Origin of the sequence: Ralstonia condita (assembly GCF_958405655.1) — a bacterium.
Lineage (GTDB): Bacteria > Pseudomonadota > Gammaproteobacteria > Burkholderiales > Burkholderiaceae > Ralstonia > Ralstonia condita.
In genome coordinates, this window is the sequence record NZ_CATYWO010000001.1 from 1046886 (window position 1) to 1067024 (window position 20139).

The following is a 20139-nucleotide window of genomic DNA, read 5'->3' on the forward strand; positions in this document are numbered from 1 at the left end:
AGCTCGAACGAACCTCCGCATTCGGATCGAATACGCCAAGCGAATCCTATGAACGATCAACACGCGTCCGCGCTGGCCGCATCTTTGGGCGAATCACTCGGCTCCTCTTCGACCGTACTGGCCGATGCCCGGGATGCGCGCGTCCAGGATGTGCCGACACTCACCAAGGCCGAACTCGCCGAGATGCTGTTCGAACAGGTCGGCCTGAACAAGCGCGAGTCGAAGGACATGGTCGAGGCGTTCTTTGACGTGATCCGCGAGGCGCTCGAGCAGGGCGATAGCGTCAAGCTGTCGGGCTTTGGCAACTTCCAGTTGCGCGACAAGCCGCAACGTCCGGGCCGCAACCCGAAAACCGGGGAGATCATCCCCATCACCGCACGCCGTGTCGTTACGTTCCACGCCAGCCAGAAGCTCAAGGCGCTCGTTGAAGAGCGCGTCGAGCCGCTGCCTGCGAGCGCTACGTAATTCCGTTTATTCTGCTTCTTTCGCCAGCCCTTCATGGCCGCCGATAAACATACGGAGCGGGTCAACCTGCCGCCCATTCCTGCCAAACGCTACTTCACCATCGGGGAAGTAAGTGACCTGTGCGCCGTCAAGCCGCACGTGCTGCGCTATTGGGAGCAAGAGTTCACGCAACTCAAGCCCGTCAAGCGGCGCGGCAATCGCCGTTACTACCAGCATCATGAAGTGCTGCTGATCCGGCGCATCCGTGAGTTGCTGTACGAACAGGGATTTACGATCAATGGGGCGCGCAACCGGCTCGATGAGCTTCGGCATGGCGTCGGCAGTGCCGCGCCGTCGATCCCCGAACCGGAAGCCGAAAAGATCGAGGCAGCACCGCCGTCGCCAGCGATTGCCGATGGCGCAGTCGATGTGCCGGTGTTGCGGCGTGCGTTGATGGACCTACTGGCCGTCCTGCGCACGGACAAGGGGTAGGCGGCGGCACCACCGGAAATGAAAAAGCCCGCGTAACGAAGACGTTACGCGGGCTTTTTATTTTGGTCGGGGCGAGAGGATTTGAACCTCCGACCACCTGCACCCCATGCAGGTACGCTACCAGGCTGCGCTACGCCCCGAAAGCATGAAAGTATAACAGAGACCGCTCGCCAATGACTAGTGGGTCGCGCGCCGATAGCGTGCGGGCGTCATGCCCAGGTGCTGCTTGAATGCTTTGACAAAAGCGGCCTCCGATTGATAACCAACGCCCGTGCTGATGTCGCCGACACCGTGCGGTGTGTGCATCAACTGGTCGCAGGCGAGGGTCATGCGCACGCGTGTGAGGAAGTTCCACACCGTCATGTCCGAGCGTGCCTTGAAATGACGGGCATAGGTAGCGCGCGACATGGCAGCCAGGTCAGCGAGCGTGTCGATCGTCCAGGGCTGCTCTGGCGCTGCAAGCATGGCCTGGACGGACGCGCCAAGGCGGGTGTCGGAGAGCAGCGTCAGGATGCCAGCGTCGGCGTGTTCGCGCTGTCCGTGGATGCGCAGCGCGAGCGTCAACAGCGCCTGGCTCAGCGCTGTGACAATGGCCAGCGCCCCCGGGGCGCGCGCTTCCGCCTCAACTCGCATGAGGTTGATGAGCGCCTGCAGCGCAGGAAACGACGTGCTGTCTGCCAGCGAGACGTGCAGCGGATCGGGCAGCGTCTGCAGGAGCAGGGCGGCAGAGCCGGGTTCATGCACGAAGCGGCCACACAGCAGGTCGACTTCGGCAGCGCCACGGCCGAGCTGGCGAAGCGGCAGCATGCCGTCGTGACCTGCGCGCGGCTTGCGGGCAGGTGTGTCACGCGAGCCGGCTGGATCTCGGAGGGTGTGTGCCTGGCCGCGCGGGAGGAGGATGAAGTCGCCTGCTCGCAGCGTGAGGCGGCGGCCGCCGATCTCGACGACACAACGGCCGGCGAGCACCAGATGAAATGGCGCCTGGCCGTCCGGCTCTGGATCATGCGGGATCGAGAAGGGCCCTTGGAACAGGCATCGCAAATCGAGGCTGGCTTGCGGCCGGATAAGTCTGATGAACCGGCTTAGGGCGTCCATTGAGACGATTCCGCTAAAAATTGATCGGATCGAGTATTCATTGGATCGACCACAATGGCAATACTTTCCTGACGGCGCAGGCATCGGGCCAGCGCCGCTTCATCGGGAGCACATCATGCTGGACTGGGTCGACTATCGGAAAGCGTTGCTTGGGCGTATCGGCGAGATCGGACGCATCACGCCGGACACGGTCAAGGGCTATCAATTGCTGTCAGGTGCCGGCGCAAAGACGGGGCGCCTGGATGCGAAGACGCGCGAGCTGATTGCGCTGGCGGTGTCCGTGACGGCGCGTTGCGACGGCTGTATTACCGTGCACACTGCTGAAGCCCTAAGGCATGGCGCCACGCATGAAGACATTGCCGAGGCGCTGGGCGTGGCAATTGCGATCAACGCGGGCGCCGCGCTGGTCTACTCGGCGCGCGTGATGGATGCTGTGCAGGCATATGAAAACGCCTGAGCGCGTCAGCTAACGTGCGACTCGCAGGCAGCAGGTGGCCTGACGCGACTCACCCGGCGCGAGCAGGTGCAAGCCTTCGCCGTGGTGGATTGCGTTGGGCAGCCCCATCCACGGCTCGACGCAGTAGAAGTCGGACGTCGCGTTCTCCGTCCACGTGGTGATGGCGTGCCAGGGTACCGGCGCGTTGTCCACCTCGAAGCGGATGCGGCGACCCAGCGGTGCATCGGCATGCGGCGGGATGGCAAGCGTGGCTGCGCCGTCGGCGTCGAGCAGGTGGTAGCGATCCTGCAGCGCCGGGTCATTGAGCTGGTATGTACGTCGACCCGGTTCAGGTGTGTCGAGGCTGCCATCGGACAACTGCCGCGACAACCGCGATGGCGGCATCGACAGTTCGGTTGCGCCGCGCAGCGCGTGCGGTAGCGCCAGATAGAAATGATGGCCCGCGTAGAAGGGCATGGGCGCATGGGCGCTGCCGTCGTCGACATGCCTGACCGTAAAGGTGGCCTCCAGCCCGTCGTGAAGCAGCCGGTATGTCACGCAAAACTCGAAGGCGAATGGGTAGCCTGCGCGGGTTTGCGTGCTGTCGCGCAAACGCATGACGATATGCTTGTCGCTCGCGTCTTCCACCTCGAATGGCAGGTCACGGGCGAACCCGTGCTGCGGCAAGGCATGCACCTGGCCTCGCGCATCGCGCCAGCGCCCGGTTTCACCCTCGACGAAATGCCTGCCGATAAAGGGAAACAACAGGGGATTGCCGCCGCGTACTTTGGCGGGGTTCGACCAGTCTGCGTGTTCTGGCCAGAACAGGATGTCTTCGCCGCGATGGCGCCAACGCACGAGCCGCCCGCCGGCATGGGGTGCGAGCAGTAGCATGGAGCCGTCCACGCGGGCGTCTCCGATCCGGATGAGCGTTTGGTCCTGAAACCGGGCAGTGGGCAGATCGTGCATGGGGTCGGCAGCGCAGTGACTTGTTGGCATGGGAATCGCATACTAGATTGTCAATGCGTTTTGTCTGGAGGGAAACCATGTCTATCCGCCGCTGCGGTTTGTCTTGCCGCCAGATGCTGCCTGCACACACTGTCCCTCCGCCCGACGAACCCTCGCCACCCGGCATCCCGCCCGATTTGCCCTCGCCGGACGAGCCGCCGCCTCCCGTCGAGCCGCCCGAGGCTCTCGCGGTGTAAGGCATGGTTACCAATCGTCACAGCTTTGCGTGAAGCGGTTCGTAAGATTGCGTCAGTCGCGCGTAATATGCGCGTTTTTGTTACGACACTACGAGCCAAATCATGTCGATTCTTCCGCGTTTGACCTTGTGCACCGTGCTGGCGGCCTCGATGGCCGGTTGTGTTGTTGCGCCACCCGCGCAAACGCGCACGGTCGTCGTGCATGAGCAGCCTGCACCCGCCCCGGTGGACCCGCGCGCCCGCTTTGACCAGGTGCAGGGCCGTCTTGCTGAAGAGTTTCACCGCGTCGACGTGCGCCAATCGCAGGGCTACATCGATCCGTACCGCGCCGATGGCTTGCGCGACCGGCTGCGCCGTATCCGCCAGGAGGCCAACGATATGGCCAGCCAGCATCGCGGCGGCCTGTCAGGGGATGAGCAGCACGCGCTCAACGACGAGTTGGGCGCCGTCTCGCGCGATATCAATCGCTAAGGCGTCGCGTCCATCTTCGTGGACCGATTTTCGCTGATGCTGCGATGCGGCATCGGCGAAAAGCCATGTTGCGCAGGGGAGCGTGCGCATGCGGCGGAAGCTGGTACGCTGGCGGTCCCTCTGAACATGCTCACCCGTACCTGACGCGGGTTGCAGCGGCGCTGCCGTGCGAAAGATCATCCATTGCGACTGTGACTGTTTCTATGCCGCCATCGAGATGCGCGACGATCCGCGCCTTGTCGGCAAGCCGCTGGCCGTGGGCGGGCGGCCGGAGCGGCGTGGGGTAGTCGCAACCTGCAACTACGAGGCGCGCAAGTTCGGTATCCATTCCGCGATGCCCATGGCGCAAGCGGTCAAGCGTTGTCCCGACTTGCTGATCGTGCCGCCGGCCATGGAGAAATACCGGCAGGTCGCGCGTCAGATCTTCGCCATTTATCACAGCTACACGCCGCTGGTGGAGCCGCTCTCGCTGGACGAAGCCTACCTGGACGTGAGCGACAGCCCGTTGCTCGCCGGCAGTGGCACGCGCATCGCAGAAGACATCCGCCGCCGCGTGCGCGAGGAAGTTGGCATCACCGTGTCGGCGGGGGTTGCTCCCAACAAGTTCATTGCCAAGATCGCCAGCGACTGGAACAAGCCGGATGGCCTTTTTGTGGTGCGGCCAGAGCAGGTAGATGCCTTCGTGGCAGCCCTGCCGGTGGATCGTCTCTTTGGCGTGGGCAAGGTCACTGCCGCCAAGCTGCGACGCCTCGGCGCGGAAACCTGCGGTGACCTCCGCGCGTGGGGCACCGATCGCCTGCAGCAGCATTTCGGCGTCTTTGGCTTTCGGTTGCACGACCTTTGCCGAGGCATTGATCACCGCCAGGTGCAGCCGTCACAGACCCGCAAGTCGGTGAGTGTGGAAGAAACCTATGCCTCGGATCTGCGCACACTCGACGAGTGTCAGCGCGAACTGAGCACGCTCGTTGACCAGTTGGCCGCCCGTGTCGAGCGCGCGCGCGCCGGCAACATGATCCACAAGACCTACGTCAAGCTGCGCTTTGCCGATTTCCGTGGCACGACGGTCGAGTGCATCTCGCCGCAGGTGTCGTTGCCGGTGTTCTCGAAGCTGCTGGCACAGGGGTTCGAGCGTCGGAAGATTCCCGTGCGGTTGCTGGGCGTGGGCGTGCGTCTGTACGAGTCCGATGCCCACGCGCGCCAGCAGCCCCTGTTTGCCGAAGATCCTGCGGCTGCCGATTGAGCCGTCTGTCGCAACCCTCGGGTCAGAATTGTCCTATTCTCCTGTCTGCAGCATGGCGATACGAGGGCGGGTTATCGCCAGCGGGTAGAATCCCCGCTTTTTGCAAGAATCCGCCGCCGCGCGCCACACGTGCGCGACAGTGCCTTCCACCACATCCGGAAAGCGCAGATAGGAGACGCAGTCGATGAGTTTGTTCCGTACCAAGAACGTGGATCACATGATCCGCACGGGCCACAGCAATACCGGCCTGAAGAAAGTCCTCGGGCCCCTGGATCTCACCTTCCTGGGCGTCGGCGCCATTATCGGCACCGGCATCTTCGTGCTGACCGGCACGGGCGCACTGACCGCCGGGCCCGCACTGACCCTGTCGTTCATCGTGGCGGCGCTGGCATGCGGGTTTGCCGCGCTGTGCTACGCCGAATTCGCCTCGACCATCCCCGTGTCGGGCTCCATTTATACCTACGCCTACGCGACCATGGGCGAGCTGGTGGCATGGATCATCGGCTGGGACCTGATGCTGGAGTACGGCCTGGCGACCTCTGCCGTGTCGGTCGGCTGGTCTGGGTATTTCCAGTCGCTGCTGTCCGGTTTCGGCATCCATCTGCCGCAGGCGCTCACCGCGGCGCCAGGCGCCATTCCGGGCGTGCAGACCCTGTTCAACCTGCCCGCGCTGGTGATCATGCTGCTCGTGACGACCGTGCTGTCGTTTGGTGTGCGGGAATCCGCGCGCGCGAACAACGTGATGGTGGCGATCAAGGTGACGGTGGTGCTGCTGTTCATCTTCGTCGGCGTGCGTCATGTGCAGCCCGTCAACTGGCATCCGTTCATGCCGTTCGGCATGTCAGGCGTATTCGGTGCGGCGGCCATCGTGTTCTTTGCCTTCATCGGCTTTGACGCCGTAACATCCGCGGCCGAAGAGGTGCGCAATCCCAAGCGCGACCTGCCGATCGGCATCATCGGTTCGCTGGCCATCTGTACGATTCTGTACGTGCTGGTGGCTGCCATCATGACCGGTATCGTGCCGTTCCAGAAGTTTGCGGGCGTGGATCATCCGGTATCGCTGGCGTTGCAGATTGCCGGCGAAAGCTGGGTAGCGGGTTTCGTGGACCTGGGCGCGATCATCGGCATGACGACGGTGATCCTCGTCATGGCGTACGGCCAGACCCGCATTATCTTTGCCATGTCGCGCGACGGATTGCTGCCCAAGCGCTTGTCGCACATCCACCCGCGCTATGCGACGCCATTCCTGAATACGTGGGTGGTCGGTATCGTGTTTGCGCTGATCGCCGCGCTCGTCCCGCTGAACGTGCTGGCTGAACTGATCAACATTGGCACGCTGGCAGCGTTTTCGCTCATCGCAATGGCAGTGCTGGTGCTGCGACGCACGCGTCCGGATCTGCATCGCGGTTTTCGTTGCCCGGGAGTGCCTGTGGTCCCGCTGCTGGCCATCGGGATGTGCCTGTTCCTGATGAGCCACCTGCAGAAGGTCACCTGGATCGCCTTCCTGGTCTGGGTGGTGATCGGCCTGCTGGTCTACTTCGGCTATGCACGCCGCCGCTCGCTGCTGCATACGGCGAGGCCTGACGCCGTTCAGGTATCGGAAACGGCGCGCTGATTGCCGCAGTGCCTAATGGCATAGTGGCGCGGAAACCGCCTGCAGGATCTCCGCGTCGCGCGGCCGCTCGATGAAGGCGGCCAGGGCCATCTCGGTGCGGGGTGCATTGGCGGGTAGGGGAATCTCGCCCTGCCATTCGGCGGTCGGCCCAGCCAACTGGATCGGGCCGATCCATTCCCTGACAACATGGTCATGATGCAGCTCCGCGCCGCCGTTTTCACCGCCGTTCGGGTGGCTTACGAGGCCGTTTTGTGTCAATGCGATCCACGCCACGGCCTGGCTGGCACGGCCGGTGGCGCTGGGCCGGCGTGTGAAGTGCGCCCGGGTTTGCAGCGCTGCGCCCGGTCTGCTCGGCAGGATGGCATCGAGTGAAATGTCCGCCATCGCAGGCAGCGCGTTACGCGCATTCACGGCACGCGCGAAGTCAGCCGGGTCTGCCCACTGGCGCAGTTCACGGCCGGAGACGAAGACTTCCGGGGTGTAGATCGTCGGCGCACGGGCAGCCTCCCCGAGCGCACGCTGCCGCTCTGAAAATGCGGCACGACCAAAAGCGTCTTTCCAGCCGGAGCTGTCCCAATAGTCGACATGCAGCGCCAGCGGAATCCAGCGTTGGGCATCTGGCGGTGTCCGGCTCAACCAGCGGTCAGCGGGTGGGCAACTATTACAACCTTCGGATGTATAGAGTTCAACCAAGGCAATCGTGTGCGCTGGGCTGCGGACATGCAAAGCACTGCAGTCGGCAGCGTGCGCCAGCTGGGATGCCACCAGTATCAGTGCGCCAATGACATGGGCGTGTCGTGAACAGCGTGGTTTCATTGCCATCATGGTCTCCTGGGTGGCGCGTCCGGCACGGTGCTTGCGTAGGGCTCTCGCTTTGCTTAGTCGGATCAGCGGCGCGCCCCTGACAAAAAAGCATAGCCGTGCCGAAGCGGCCGCGAGGCCAGGTGCCGTCTGGGATGGCTGGCTGCGGACGTCGAGCAGGGCGTTCGCCGCTGTCGATGCCGTTCGCACGTGTGTCGCCAGCTGTGGTTAAAATGATCTGTGCAGTTGGACATCAGTCCGACGAAACCATGCCGGCCCCCCCGCACGGTTTCCACGCAACAGCGTGTGCGTTGTTGTCCATTGCAATCGGAGGGCTTTGACGATGGAAATCAAGTTTGAGAAAAAAGAGGCGTACGACATCAACAACGAGGGCCTGTTGTTCGACGCGCTGGTCGACGGTGAAAAGGTGACCTGCGTGGCAACGCGCGAGGCACTGTGGGAAGGCTTGAGTGGTGACCAGGTGTTGTCGCTTCAGGCGGCCTTTGAGGCCGGCCAAGAGCGGATCCAGGATGCCGCCCGCGTGCTGATTGCCGACGGCGTGCAGCGATCCAACGGGTTGACCGAATTGCCGCAGCCGGTCGTGGTCAAGCGCGTGCACGTTGCCGTGGTTTGATTCGATCGGTCGCCCTTGTGACCACACCACGGTGGCCAACCATGTCCACTGCCCCGAGAAAAAGCCGGTCCACGCGACCGGCTTTTTTCTGCATGAGGCATGACTCGAACCTCTCGCCAGGCGGCACCCTTGCGGCGGTCGGCACGGATGTGTCATCGCGGGCACGCAGCGCCGAACCGCTTGCACAGGCCCTCAGGGGCAACGATGGAACGCCCATAACGGATCGCGTCGTCTGCTGAAGCGGCGTCAGTCGTCGCCGGTAAAGGGAGACAGGGGCGCGTGCGTTTCCATGACGTGGATCGACTCGTCGATGGCGACGTAAAGGGCGTCCAGGCGCGCACGCCCAAGCTGGGCTTCGATGCGCGCATATTCCGCCTCTACCAGAGGCTCCACATTGGCGAGGAATTCGCGGCTTTTTGGCGTCAGCGAGATCACCTGGCGTCGCTGGTCCACCGATGAGCGTCGGCGATCGATCATCTCGGACCGCTCCATCGTCGCCAGCATGCGCGTCAGGCTCGGGCTGAGGATCAGGCATGCATCGGCGAGCTGGTTGGGCTCCATGTCGCCCATGTCATTTAGCGTGCGCAGCACTCGCCATTGCTGCTCGGTGATGCCATGCTCGCGCAGGATAGGCCGAAAACGCGCCATGAGGGTCTCCCGCGCGCGCAGCAGCAGATGCGGCAGGTTGCGGTGCCTGAACGCGGACGCCATGCCGTGTCCCGACTTCACGCGTCGCGCAGCGCAGCGACCACGGGGGTGTGGTCGGAAGGTTGCTCCCATGTGCGCGGCACGCGATCGATGTGGCATGACTCGCACAGCCTGGCCAGTTCGGGCGACAGCATGATGTGGTCGATGCGCAGACCCGCGTTGCGCTTGAAGGCGAACAGCCGGTAGTCCCACCAGGAGAAGAGTTTGTCTTCCTGCTCGAACAGGCGGAACGCATCGACAAGGCCCGCGCCTTCAAGGGCGCGAAACGCGGCACGCTCTTCGGGCGACACAAGGTTCTGGCCTTCCCATTTCTTGGGGTCGTGTACGTCGCGGTCTTCCGGCGCGATGTTGAAGTCGCCGAGCAGCATCAGGCGCGGGTTTGCAGCCATCTCGGATGTCAACCACGTCTGCAGCGCTGCGAGCCAGCGCATCTTGTAGACCATCTTGTCGGAATCAAGCGCCTGACCGTTCGGGAAGTAGGCGGAAATGACGCGCACCGGGCCGTCGGCCATGTCATACGTAGCAGCTACGATGCGCTGCTGCTCGTCTTCAAAGCCGGGGATGTTTTTGACCACATCGTGGCCCTCCGGCACCGCAGCCTTGCGCGACAGGATGGCGACGCCGTTGTATGTCTTCTGGCCCGTGAACAGCGACGAATAGCCTGCGGCATCCAGTTCAGCCAACGGGTAACGGTCATCGGGCAGCTTCAGTTCCTGAAGGCAGAGCAGGTCGATGGGCGTGGCATCGGCTTCGCGTTCAGCCAGCCACTGCAGCACGTGCGGCAGGCGGACTTTGAGGGAGTTGACGTTCCAGGTTGCGACTCTCATGGGATCAGCAATATGTCGAATGTCAGGCGCTTGCGTTGCGCGCAAGCGCCGGTGTGGGTCCGGCTGCCTAGCAACATGCCCAGCGGGCAGGCAGTTGAGGCGTAGCAGCCGTGTTGCAGGAAAGGCACTATCGTATCAGTGCGCAATCCCGTTCCGGCACGCCGCCGCTGTTGCAGTGCAGCCCATTGCAGTAGTGCGGTGCGCCGGGTGCGATCCTATTGTCAGCACATCCCGCAAAGAGTAAAAGTCGACCCATCAATGTCGACTGCGAGTCGCTCAGTCATGAATCAACCTGCCAAGCTCAATGCCGATTCACTGGGCATCGTCGAATCGGTCATCATGGGCATTGCCGGTACTGCGCCGGCTTACAGCATCGAGATCACGACTTCCACCATCATCGGGACGGCTGGTACGCTCTCGCCAGCGAGCATCCTGGTGTGCGGGCTGATCATGTTTGGCATCGCGTACGCGTTCATCAACATGAACCGTGCCCTGGCGAGTGCCGGCACATCGTATTCATGGGTGAGCATGGTATTCGGGCGGGCGCTCGGCTTCTTTGCCGGCTGGGCGCTCCTGGTGCTGTGCTGCGTGTTCATGGTCTCAGCGATGATTCCGGCAGCAAACGCGACGCTGCTCATCTTTGATCGGCCAAGGATGAATAACGTCCATTACGTGACCCTGATTGCGGCCGGTTGGCTGACGTTTGTCAGTGCGGTCGTCGTCAAAGGCATCAAGCTCACCAGCTACGTCCAGGTGCTCATGACCCTCGTCGAGGGCGTGATTCTGTTGGTGATCATTGTTGCGAGCTTCTTCATGTTTCCGCACGCTCCGCAGCACCCGTTCTCACTGGCCTGGTTCTCGCCTTTTGCGTTTTCACCAAAGCTGTTCGCCAATGGTGCCTTGGTGGCGATCTTCTTCTTCTATGGCTGGGACGTGACCATGAACCTGAGCGAGGAGACGCGCGACTCAAATCACACCCCGGGGCGGGCTGCGTTCTGGTCGATGGTCTTCTTGATGGTGTTCTTCCTGGTCTTCATCACCATCACGCTGCTGGGTTTGTCGGATTCGGAAATTCAGCACTACAACACCAACATCATTTTCGCGATCGCGGAGAAGTTGTTCGGGCCGACGTGGGGCTACGTCTCGATCATTGCGGTGTTGCTGAGTACCGTGGGCACGGTTGAGACGCAGATGCTGCAGTTCACGCGCACGCTGTTTGCCAAGAGCCGCGACGGTGCACTCCACCAGCGCTACGCGCGTCTTCACCCGCGCTGGCAGACGCCCCATATCGCGATCTTCTTCATCTGGATCACGGGGCTGGTCCTGCTGTTCGTATCGTCCTACCTGCCGACGATCAACATCATCCTGCAGGATTCGATTACCGCCATCGGGTTCCAGATCTGCTTCTACCTTGGCCTGACGGGTTTCGCTTGCGGTTGGTACTACCGTCAGACGCTGGGCGAGGGCGTGTGGCGGGCCGTCACGCATGTCATCTGGCCCGTTGCAAGCGGGTGTTTTCTCTTCTTTATCGCGCTCTATAGCATTCCGACGTTCGATTGGGTCACGAACCTCGTCGGCATGGGCGGGATTGCCATCGGTGCCATTCCGCTGGCGCTGAATCGCAGGCGAATCTGGGCGGCGCAGCCCAACTGAGCAGGCTTATGCCCATGGGTTCGATCGCATTTCCCCCCCTTTTCTGAACCCGGGCGGCGCCTTCATGTCTCGGAGATCCCCCACTTGAGGCGCGCCCACAGGCGCTCGTGGACAAAGTAGGCGATCGACGTGTAGACATTGCTGATGACCATGAAGCCGATCGCAATATGTGCCGTGCCGGTCAGCAGGTAGAGCGTGACGAAGTCCAGGCACATGACCAGGACGCGATAGGTCACCGCCTTGGTCACGGAGCGGCGAGCACTGACGGTTCGTACCATGATGTTTTCCCTTCTCCGTGCATGCCTTGTCGCGCACAACCGCCAACGGACGGGCAGGACAGGCAGCAATGGCCCGATGCGATCACGTGGTGGCCAGGCGACCGTACCCGCCGGCGGCATGCGAGCGTCTGGCCAACGCTCTTGGCGCTTGACGCTGCCTCGCCTTCGATCACCCAGGCGTTCATCTGGATATCGTGGGACAGATCTGCGCGCTTTGCCAGGTGGCTGCGGCGCGCGTGCGGTAGATTGATGGCAACGCCGCCACAGGAGCCAGCATGGATTTCGTGATCCGCAACGCCAGCCTGCCCGACGGGCGCGCCGGCATCGACATCGGTATCGAGGCTGGCCGCATCGTCGGCGTGCAGCCGAATCTGCCCGCACGAGGGACGCAGGAGTTTGCCGCAAACGGCGCGCTCGTCAGCCCGCCGTTCGTCGATGCGCATTTTCATCTGGACGCGACGCTGTCCTACGGCAAACCGCGTGTCAACCAATCTGGGACGCTGCTCGAAGGTATCGCGCTGTGGAACGAACTCAAGCCGACACTCACACAGGAGATGCTGGTGGACCGCGCACTGCACTACTGCGACTGGGCCGTCGCGCGCGGCTTGCTGGCCATTCGGTCTCACGTGGACGTGTGCGATCCGCGTTTGTTGGCCGTCGAGGCGCTTCTGCACGTGAAGCAGCAGGTGGCGCCGTATCTGGACCTGCAGCTGGTCGCCTTTCCGCAGGACGGCGTATTGCGCAGTCCCGGCGCCTTTGACAACCTCAAGCGTGCCATCGACATGGGTGTCGACGTGGTGGGAGGCATACCGCATTTCGAGCGCACCATGTCCGACGGTGCCGAATCGATTCGCCTGCTGTGCGAGTTCGCCGCGGAGCGCGGTCTGCGCGTCGACATGCATTGCGACGAATCCGACGATCCGCTCTCACGCCACATCGAAACGCTGGCTGGGCAAACGCATCGCCTGGGTCTGCATGGCCGCGTGGCGGGCTCGCACCTGACGTCGATGCATTCGATGGACAACTACTACGTCAGCAAGCTGCTGCCGCTGATGCGCGAGGCTGGCGTGGCCGCCATCGCCAATCCGCTGATCAACATCACGCTTCAGGGACGGTCGGATACATATCCGAAGCGGCGAGGCATGACCCGCGTGCCCGAACTGCTGGCGGCCGGCATCGACGTCGCGTTCGGACACGACTGCGTGATGGACCCGTGGTACAGCCTGGGAAGCGGCGACATGCTGGAGGTTGCCCACATGGGTTTGCATGTCGCGCAGATGACCGGGCAGGATGCGATGCGCCAGTGCTTTGCCGCCGTGACTGAGGCGCCTGCGCGCATCCTCGGTCTGGACGGCTACGGTATCGCCCCCGGATGCCACGCCGATCTGGTCGTGCTCGATGCCGCCAGCCCGGTTGAGGCGATCCGGCTGCGGGCGGCACGCCTGCTCGTCATGCGCCGTGGCCAGGTGTTGGCGCGATCACCGGCTCCGCATGCCGAGCTGTCCCTGCCGGGCAGACCCGCACGCGTCGATTTCCGCTTACCGCAGTAGAAAAAAACGCCGCTTCGGCACAGGGCGCGAAGCGGCGTTTTGCGCGGCGGCGTGGCGTGTCAGACCGGCTCGGCTGTCACGACCATCCCGCCGTGACGCAGTAATGCATCGATCGACGGAGCGCGGCCGCGGAAGGCAGTGAACGACTCGATCGCGGGACGGCTGCCGCCGACCGCCAGCACTTCCTGCCGGTAGCGCTCTCCGGTTTGCGCGTCGAGCACCGAGCCGGTCAGCTTGCTGGCCTCTTCGAATGCCGCATACGCGTCGGCGGACAGGACCTCGGCCCACTTGTAGCTGTAGTAACCCGCCGCGTAGCCTCCGGCAAAGATATGGCTGAACGTATTCGGCCAGCGCGACAACTCGGCCTGCGGAACCACGTGGAAACGGTTGTTGACCTGGCGGGAAAGCTCCAGCACGGAAGTCGTGCCCTTGGGGTCGAAATCCGTATGCAGATGCATGTCGAACGTCGAGAACACGATCTGGCGCAGCGTCGCCATGCCGTTCTGGAAGTTCTTGGCGGCCAGCATGCGCTCGTACAGCGCACGGGGGAGGGGCTCGCCGGTATCGACATGGCGCGTCATGCGCGAGAGGACTTCCCACTCCCAGCAGAAATTCTCCATGAATTGCGAGGGCAGCTCCACCGCATCCCATTCCACGCCATTGATGCCCGACACACCCAGCTCATCCACCTGCGTGAGCATGTGGTGCAGGCCATGGCCGAACTCGTGGAACAGGGTGATGACTTCGTCGTGCGTGAACAGCGCTGGTTTGTCGCCGACCGGGCCGGAGAAGTTGCAGGTGAGATAGGCCACCGGGGTCTGCACACGTCCATCGGCCAGGCGCTTGCGGCCGCGCGCGTCGTCCATCCAGGCGCCGCCGCGCTTGCCCTCGCGGGCGTACAGGTCGATGTAGAACTGTGCCAGTAGTTCACCCTTGGCCGATTCCACGCGGAAGAAACGCACGTCCGGATGCCACACTTCCGCCTGCTCAGGGAGAATCTTGACGGAGAACAGCGTCTGCACGACGTCGAACAGGCCGTCCAGCACGGCGGGCTCCGGGAAGTATTGCTTCACCTCCTGTTCGGAGAACGCATAGCGGGCCTCGCGCAGCTTTTCCGAAGCGTAGGCCATGTCCCAGGGTTCGAGCTTGTCGATGCCCAGTGTGTCTTTGGCGAAGGCTTGCAGCTCCGCCCAGTCCTTTTCCGCAAAGGGGCGGGCACGATCGGCCAGCTCGCCCAGGAACCGCAGGACTTCTTCCGGCGAATCGGCCATCTTCGGTACGAGCGAGACCTCGGCGAAATTGCGGTAGCCGAGCATATGGGCTTCTTCGGTGCGCAATGCGAGCTGCTCGGCCATGTTGGCGGTGTTGTTCCACTCCGCCTTGCCGCCACCGTGGTGCACCCCCAGTTCCGACGCCCGGGTGACGTTGGCTTCGTACAGCGTGCGGCGCAGCGCACGGTCGTCGGCGTATTGCAGGACCGGAAAATACGATGGGAAGTGCAGGGTGAACTTCCAGCCCTTGGCGTCGGCGTTATCACGGCGCGCGGCATCCTGCGCAGCTTGCTTGGCGTCTTCGGGCAGCCCGGCCAGGCGGGCTTCGTCGTCGATCACCAATGCATAGGCGTTGGTGGCATCCAGCACGTGATCGCTAAAGGCCTTCGTGAGCTGCGCCTGCTGTTCCTGGATCGCCGAAAACCGCGGCTTCTGATCTTCGGGCAACTCGGCACCGCCCAGTCGGAAACCGCGCAGCTCGTTATCGAGCAGCTTCTTGCGTGCAGCTGTGAGCGCGGCGAACGCATCGCTTGCGGCAATCGCCTTGTACTTCTTGAATAGTTCCAGATCCTGGCCGAGGCCCGACCAGAACTCCGTCACACGCGGGAGGTTGGCGGCGTGTGCTTCGCGCAGGGCGGGCGTGTCAGCGACGGCGCTCAGGTGGCTGACGATGCCCCAGGCGCGGCCCAGCGGCTCCGTGGCCTCTTCCAGCGCGGTGACGACGGTATTCCAGCCGACCGGTGTGGCCGGGTCCTTGACCTGCGCGACGGCCGATGCAGCGCGCTCAAGCAGCACGTCGATGGCGGGCGTGATGTGTTCCGGGCGGATGTCCGCAAAGCGGGGCAGACCGGAAAAATCGAGCAGCGGATTGTTGGCCGGGCTGGCAACGTTGGGCGAAGTGTCGGTCATGGCGGGCTCGGAATAGAAATTTGGGGACAAAAAAAGCGTCCGATCCGTCAGGTTGGGACGCTTTCTCTTTTTCCAATGGATCAGGTGAAGCTTACGCCGCCGGCGAAGCTCCCTCAGCAACGCGTTCCGCGGCTTCCAGCGTGTTGATCAGCAGCATGGTGATGGTCATCGGCCCGACGCCGCCGGGCACCGGGGTGATGTAGCCGGCGACTTCCTTCACACCCGCAAAATCGACGTCGCCGCACAGCTTGCCCGCGTCGTCCCGGTTCATGCCCACGTCGATGACGACGGCGCCCGGCTTGACCATGTCAGCCGTGATGATATTGCGGCGGCCGACCGCGGCCACGATGATGTCGGCCTCGCGGGTGTGCGCGGCCAGGTCGCGCGTCTTGCTGTTGCAGATGGTGATGGTGGCGCCGGCCTGCAGGAGCAGCATGGCCATCGGCTTGCCGACAATGTTCGATGCACCCACCACGACTGCGTTGGCACCGCGCACCGGATAGTTGATCGACTCCAGCATCTTCATGCAGCCATACGGCGTGCACGGACGGAATAGCGGGGCACCTGTCATCAAGGCGCCGGCGTTGGCGATGTGGAAGCCGTCGACGTCCTTCTCGGGTGCGATGGCTTCGAGCACCTTGTGGCTGTCGATGTGCTTGGGCAGCGGAAGCTGAACCAGGATGCCGTGGATGCGCGGGTCGCGGTTCAGGGCGTCGATGCGGCCGAGCAGGTCGGCTTCGGTCAGATCAGCCGGGTAGCGATCGAAGACGGAGAGGAAGCCGTTGTCTTCGCACGCCTTGATCTTGTTGCGCACGTAAACCTGGCTGGCCGGGTCTTCGCCGACGAGGATGACGGCGAGGCCGGGCTGGTGGCCCCGTGCGGTAAGGGCAGCGGCACGTTGCGCGGCTTCTGCGCGAAGTTGCTTGGCAAGCGCGTTGCCGTCGATGAGTTGGGCGGTCATGTCTGGGCGGAGGAGGGAGGGCAAACCGCGATTATAAATCGGCGCCTCCTTTCCGGCCGCCCTGCCGCCCGTTTTCCGGACGCGTCAGGCGTTGCGCGACAGGGCCAGGCGCAGCAGGTCGGCCACCGTGTTCACGTTCAGCTTTTCCATGATGTTGGCGCGGTGCGCCTCCACCGTCTTGATGGAAATGCCCAGATCGTCGGCGATCTGCTTGTTGAGGCGGCCGGCCACGATGCGTTCGAGCACCTGCTGCTCGCGTGTGGTCAGGCGGCTGAGCAAGTCCTTGGCCGCCTGCTGTTCGCGGGCGGCAGAATCCTCCGTGCGTGCCTTGCTGAGCATGCGTTCGACCAGCTCGCGCAGTTCCGATTCGTCGAACGGCTTCTCGATGAAATCGACCGCGCCTTTCTTCATGGTCGACACGGCCAGCGGCACGTCTCCGTGGCCCGTGACGAACACGATGGGCATGCGGCTGTTCTCGGCCAGCAGGCGATCCTGCAGTTCGGGGCCGCTCATGCCTTGCATGCGCACGTCGAGGATCAGGCAACCGACGCCTTCGCCGCGCTTGTCGTCGACCAAGAATTCTTCAGCGCTGCGATAGGTGCGCACCGTGTAACCGTTGCCTTCCAGCAGCCACGTCAATGAGTCACGCATGGCCTCATCGTCGTCGACGACGAATACGGTTTCGTTGCGCGGAGCAACTGCAGCGGGCGTTGTACTCATGGAGGAGTCCTCGGTCTACGTTCTACGTTATATAAACGATGTACTGCGAATAACCGCCCATCACAGCGGATTCAACGGCAGGATGATTTTAAACGTACAGCCGATCCCGTCTGCATTGTTTTCCACCCAAAGCCTGCCAAGGTGCGATTCTATGATGGAGCGGCAAATATTGAGCCCCATACCCATGCCGTCGGACTTGGTGCTGAAGAAGGGCTCGAACAGGCGTTCCTTGGTGCTGTCATCCACGCCTGGTCCCTGGTCGATGACCTCGATCAACACCGAGTTTTCCGGGTCGTGGACGAGCTTCGCATGCAGCCGCAGGACGCTTGCAGCGCGCAGGCGAGGATGGGCGGCCATGGCTTCCGCCGCGTTCTTGAGCAGGTTGACGAGCACCTGTTCGATCAGCACGGGGTCTACGTACAGGTGCGGCACATCGCCCGGCAAGCGGGTCAGGATCGTGATGCCACGCCGGGTGGCTTCCAGCTCGGCCAGGCCGACCGCGTCGGCCACGATCTCGCGCAGATCGGATTCGCGGCGCTGCGGCTGGCTGCGTTTCACGAAGCCGCGGATGCGCTGGATGATGGTGCCCGCGCGCACCGCCTGCGCTGACGTTTTCTCCAGCACTGGGATCAGCTCTTCGGGCGTGCTGCGTCCGCTCTTGAGACGGCCGACCGCACCCATGCAGTAGTTGTTGATCGCGGCCAGCGGCTGGTTCAACTCATGGGCAAGGGACGATGCCATTTCTCCCATGGTGGTCAGTCGGCTGGTGAACTGCAGGCGCTCTTCATGCTGGCGCGTCATTTCTTCGGCCGCCTTGCGCACCGTGATGTCGGTCGCGATCTGCATCTGGGCGAGGTGGCCATCGACCCATTGGATGTAGCGGCGGCGCACTTCGAACCACTTCTGCATCGACGGCACGTAGATTTCACGTGCGTCGGCTGCATGGGGCGTCAGCTCAGAGGCCGGCAGGCCGGCGTACGCATCCACCAGGTCGAGCGCATCGCTGGAAACATCCTCCGTGTTGACGTCATTGCCGGAGAGCTGCAAGTGGCCGAACGCCTCCCAGCCGAAGAGCTGGCGGTAGTAGCGGTTGGCGAACAGCAATTCGGCCTTGTCGGTGGAGAGCACCGAGACGGCGGCGTCGAGGCTTTCCAGCACGGTCGTGAAGCGATCATGCGCTGCGGCCAGATCTTCCCGCGCGCGTTTGGGCTCGGTGATGTCGGTCACGGAGCTCATCCAGCCGGTATGCCGGCCGCGCGCGTCGATCAGCGGCGATACATACATGCGCGCATAGAAGCTCGTGCCGTCACGGCGCATCATGCGCAGCTCCATGCCGTTGGCGGGGGCCTTGCCGCGCAGCGTGAGCTCGATGTGCTTCTGCATTTCGCCGATCTCGTTGGGCGGCCAATACGGGAAGGGCGGCATGCGGCCGACCAGTTCTGCTTCCGTCCAGCCGATCATGCGGCAGAACGCAGGGTTGACATAGGTGATGCGGCCGTTGAGATCGAGCGCGCGCATGCCGATCACCATGGAGTTCTCCATCGCGCGGCGGAACGAGGTTTCCGCCAGCAGCGCGCGCTGTGCCTCGGAGCGCCGGCTGGTGTGACGCCACACGCTCCACAGGCTCCAGATGACGAAACACGACAGCCCTGCCACCAGCCACATCAGCATGTTGTTGGGCAGGTTGGATGGGGCCGGATACGCCTCGGCCCGCAGCGACAGCGAATGCCCCGGCGGGTCGAGCAGCACTTCGTACGATGCCGCCGCCTTGGGCACCGGCCGCAATGACGTACTCGCACGGATGACGTTGTTCTTGTCGACCAGCGAGAAGCGGTAGCGGTCCGTCAGCTCGCCAGGCAGGAGTTGCGTGAGGATGCCCGTGACGGAGTACATGGCGCCCACGGTGCCGAGGAACTCGTTGTCGCGCACGATGGGCACCTCCATGAGCATGAAGCTCTCGCCACGCTCGTTCTGGATCGGACGCGAGTAGACGGGCCGCTGGGTTTCGCGTGCGGCATCGTAGGCGGATTGGATCTCGGGCTCGAGCGGATGCTCGCGCGTCTCCCGCACGCGCGTGACGAACTCTGAATTGGCGGGAAAAGCCCAGCGCGGGCGGCGCGTGGCGTCGAGCCAATTGATGAAGACCAGCTCGGGGTTTTCGCGCAGCAACTGGCGGGCTGCATCGCGATAGGCACTCGGATCGAGCTGCGCGGCGCCGATGTCACGAGCCAGCGCTGCGACCTGATCCTGATTGCTTTGCAGGGAGAGCCGCACCTTCTGCTCGGCCCAAGCGGCGTCGCGGTAGAGGGCGTCGCGTTGCTGCTGCACTTCCGTGGCATGCAGCTGATAGAGGATGAAGATCATCGCGCCGGCAAACAGGACGATCGCCACCAAAGGGATGAACATGAACCAGTTGGTCGACCACAGCCGCCCCAGGCGCGTCAGCCACAGACGACGGGGCACGTTCGGGCGCACGCCGTCATCGGGCGGAAGCTCCGGCGCGGGCACCGGGACAGGCACGACGGATACCGAAGGCTCGGCCGCGGCCGATTCCTTTGAGGCGTGGGAGGGGGCAAGCATGATGGGCGGACGAACGCCGGAATTCTGAGGAGGAAAAGGAGTGGACATCTGTGCAACTGCGCAAAACCTAGTGTAACGGCAATCAACTTGCGCGTCGCTTGGGGAAACCGCTTGGTAAGGGTGGCGGGAATGGGGCGAAATTGCTGCGGTGCAGCGTCAAAAGTGCTTTGTTTTGCGTCGCCACAATATTCCGCATTATAAAAAACCATATCGCAATTTGAAAATTCCGCTTGTATTGCGTTTGGGGGT

At 63.2% G+C, this 20139-nt stretch carries 19 protein-coding genes and 1 tRNA gene; 9 read left to right on the forward strand and 11 right to left on the reverse strand.

Translation table 11 applies throughout. From position 1 onward, the window contains the following. The first annotated feature begins 48 nt into the window (after positions 1–48). Positions 49–465 carry an integration host factor subunit alpha gene (locus R2N03_RS04965; protein WP_316655770.1) on the forward strand — a complete coding sequence of 139 codons (417 nt, stop codon included), beginning with the start codon at positions 49–51 and terminating at the stop codon, positions 463–465. Positions 466–498: 33 nt separating this feature from the next. Further along, positions 499–936 (forward strand): MerR family transcriptional regulator, encoded by a 438-nt coding sequence (locus R2N03_RS04970; protein WP_316655772.1) that lies wholly within the window; start codon positions 499–501, stop codon positions 934–936. A 63-nt stretch (positions 937–999) separates the two neighbouring features. On the opposite strand, the gene R2N03_RS04975 is transcribed toward R2N03_RS04970, so the two are convergent. Further along, positions 1000–1076, reverse strand: a tRNA-Pro gene (locus R2N03_RS04975). Positions 1077–1113: 37 nt separating this feature from the next. Then, the gene (locus tag R2N03_RS04980) at positions 1114–2031 is read right to left on the reverse strand and encodes a cupin domain-containing protein (protein ID WP_316655774.1); all 918 of its coding nucleotides are present in this window, start codon (positions 2029–2031) and stop codon (positions 1114–1116) included. Between the two features lie 115 nt (positions 2032–2146). Here R2N03_RS04980 and R2N03_RS04985 point away from each other — a divergent pair, with 115 nt between their 5' ends. Continuing rightward, on the forward strand, positions 2147–2488 hold the full coding sequence (locus R2N03_RS04985) for a carboxymuconolactone decarboxylase family protein (protein ID WP_316655776.1): 342 nt from the start codon (positions 2147–2149) through the stop codon (positions 2486–2488). A 9-nt stretch (positions 2489–2497) separates the two neighbouring features. Here the strand turns inward: R2N03_RS04985 and R2N03_RS04990 are convergent, their stop codons facing one another. After that, positions 2498–3436, reverse strand: a complete 939-nt coding sequence (locus tag R2N03_RS04990) for an aldose epimerase family protein (protein ID WP_316656577.1) — start codon at positions 3434–3436, stop codon at positions 2498–2500. 338 nt (positions 3437–3774) lie between these two features. Here R2N03_RS04990 and R2N03_RS04995 point away from each other — a divergent pair, with 338 nt between their 5' ends. The 3 genes from R2N03_RS04995 to bcaP all read left to right on the forward strand — a co-directional run bounded on the left by R2N03_RS04995 (position 3775) and on the right by bcaP (position 6998). Continuing rightward, a complete protein-coding gene (locus tag R2N03_RS04995) occupies positions 3775–4143 on the forward strand; it encodes a hypothetical protein (protein ID WP_316655778.1) in 369 nt (122 codons plus the stop codon). A 166-nt stretch (positions 4144–4309) separates the two neighbouring features. Beyond that, positions 4310–5383, forward strand: a complete 1074-nt coding sequence (gene dinB, locus R2N03_RS05000; RefSeq protein WP_316655780.1) for a DNA polymerase IV — start codon at positions 4310–4312, stop codon at positions 5381–5383. Positions 5384–5567: 184 nt separating this feature from the next. Then, entirely contained in the window at positions 5568–6998 is a 1431-nt protein-coding gene (bcaP, locus tag R2N03_RS05005) for a branched-chain amino acid transporter BcaP (RefSeq protein WP_316655781.1), read from the forward strand. A gap of 12 nt (positions 6999–7010) precedes the next feature. Here bcaP and R2N03_RS05010 read toward each other — a convergent pair whose 3' ends face one another. Next, positions 7011–7814 carry a DUF1223 domain-containing protein gene (locus R2N03_RS05010; RefSeq protein ID WP_316656580.1) on the reverse strand — a complete coding sequence of 268 codons (804 nt, stop codon included), beginning with the start codon at positions 7812–7814 and terminating at the stop codon, positions 7011–7013. A 328-nt stretch (positions 7815–8142) separates the two neighbouring features. Between R2N03_RS05010 and R2N03_RS05015 the strand changes: the two genes are divergently transcribed. Continuing rightward, positions 8143–8433, forward strand: a complete 291-nt coding sequence (locus tag R2N03_RS05015) for a DUF1488 family protein (RefSeq protein ID WP_316655783.1) — start codon at positions 8143–8145, stop codon at positions 8431–8433. A 246-nt stretch (positions 8434–8679) separates the two neighbouring features. Here R2N03_RS05015 and hpaR read toward each other — a convergent pair whose 3' ends face one another. Both hpaR and xth read right to left on the reverse strand, forming a co-directional pair. After that, the gene (gene hpaR / locus R2N03_RS05020; RefSeq protein ID WP_316655785.1) at positions 8680–9144 is read right to left on the reverse strand and encodes a homoprotocatechuate degradation operon regulator HpaR; all 465 of its coding nucleotides are present in this window, start codon (positions 9142–9144) and stop codon (positions 8680–8682) included. A gap of 14 nt (positions 9145–9158) precedes the next feature. Next, on the reverse strand, positions 9159–9968 hold the full coding sequence (gene xth, locus R2N03_RS05025; RefSeq protein WP_316655786.1) for an exodeoxyribonuclease III: 810 nt from the start codon (positions 9966–9968) through the stop codon (positions 9159–9161). A 282-nt stretch (positions 9969–10250) separates the two neighbouring features. On the opposite strand from xth, the gene R2N03_RS05030 reads away from it, so the two are divergent. Further along, positions 10251–11621, forward strand: a complete 1371-nt coding sequence (locus R2N03_RS05030) for an APC family permease (protein ID WP_316655789.1) — start codon at positions 10251–10253, stop codon at positions 11619–11621. Positions 11622–11683: 62 nt separating this feature from the next. On the opposite strand, the gene R2N03_RS05035 is transcribed toward R2N03_RS05030, so the two are convergent. Next, the gene (locus R2N03_RS05035; RefSeq protein WP_316655790.1) at positions 11684–11899 is read right to left on the reverse strand and encodes a DUF2061 domain-containing protein; all 216 of its coding nucleotides are present in this window, start codon (positions 11897–11899) and stop codon (positions 11684–11686) included. 275 nt (positions 11900–12174) lie between these two features. Here R2N03_RS05035 and R2N03_RS05040 point away from each other — a divergent pair, with 275 nt between their 5' ends. Continuing rightward, a complete protein-coding gene (locus R2N03_RS05040) occupies positions 12175–13449 on the forward strand; it encodes an amidohydrolase family protein (protein WP_316655792.1) in 1275 nt (424 codons plus the stop codon). Positions 13450–13508: 59 nt separating this feature from the next. Here the strand turns inward: R2N03_RS05040 and R2N03_RS05045 are convergent, their stop codons facing one another. The 4 genes from R2N03_RS05045 to R2N03_RS05060 all read right to left on the reverse strand — a co-directional run bounded on the left by R2N03_RS05045 (position 13509) and on the right by R2N03_RS05060 (position 19938). Next, positions 13509–15629, reverse strand: a complete 2121-nt coding sequence (locus tag R2N03_RS05045) for a M3 family metallopeptidase (RefSeq protein ID WP_316655795.1) — start codon at positions 15627–15629, stop codon at positions 13509–13511. A gap of 91 nt (positions 15630–15720) precedes the next feature. Continuing rightward, positions 15721–16590, reverse strand: a complete 870-nt coding sequence (gene folD, locus R2N03_RS05050; RefSeq protein ID WP_316655797.1) for a bifunctional methylenetetrahydrofolate dehydrogenase/methenyltetrahydrofolate cyclohydrolase FolD — start codon at positions 16588–16590, stop codon at positions 15721–15723. Positions 16591–16674: 84 nt separating this feature from the next. Further along, a complete protein-coding gene (locus R2N03_RS05055) occupies positions 16675–17310 on the reverse strand; it encodes a response regulator transcription factor (protein WP_316655799.1) in 636 nt (211 codons plus the stop codon). Between the two features lie 60 nt (positions 17311–17370). Continuing rightward, complete coding sequence (locus tag R2N03_RS05060) at positions 17371–19938, reverse strand: PAS domain S-box protein (protein ID WP_428984363.1); 2568 nt, start codon at positions 19936–19938, stop codon at positions 17371–17373. Between the last annotated feature and the right edge of the window lie 201 nt (positions 19939–20139).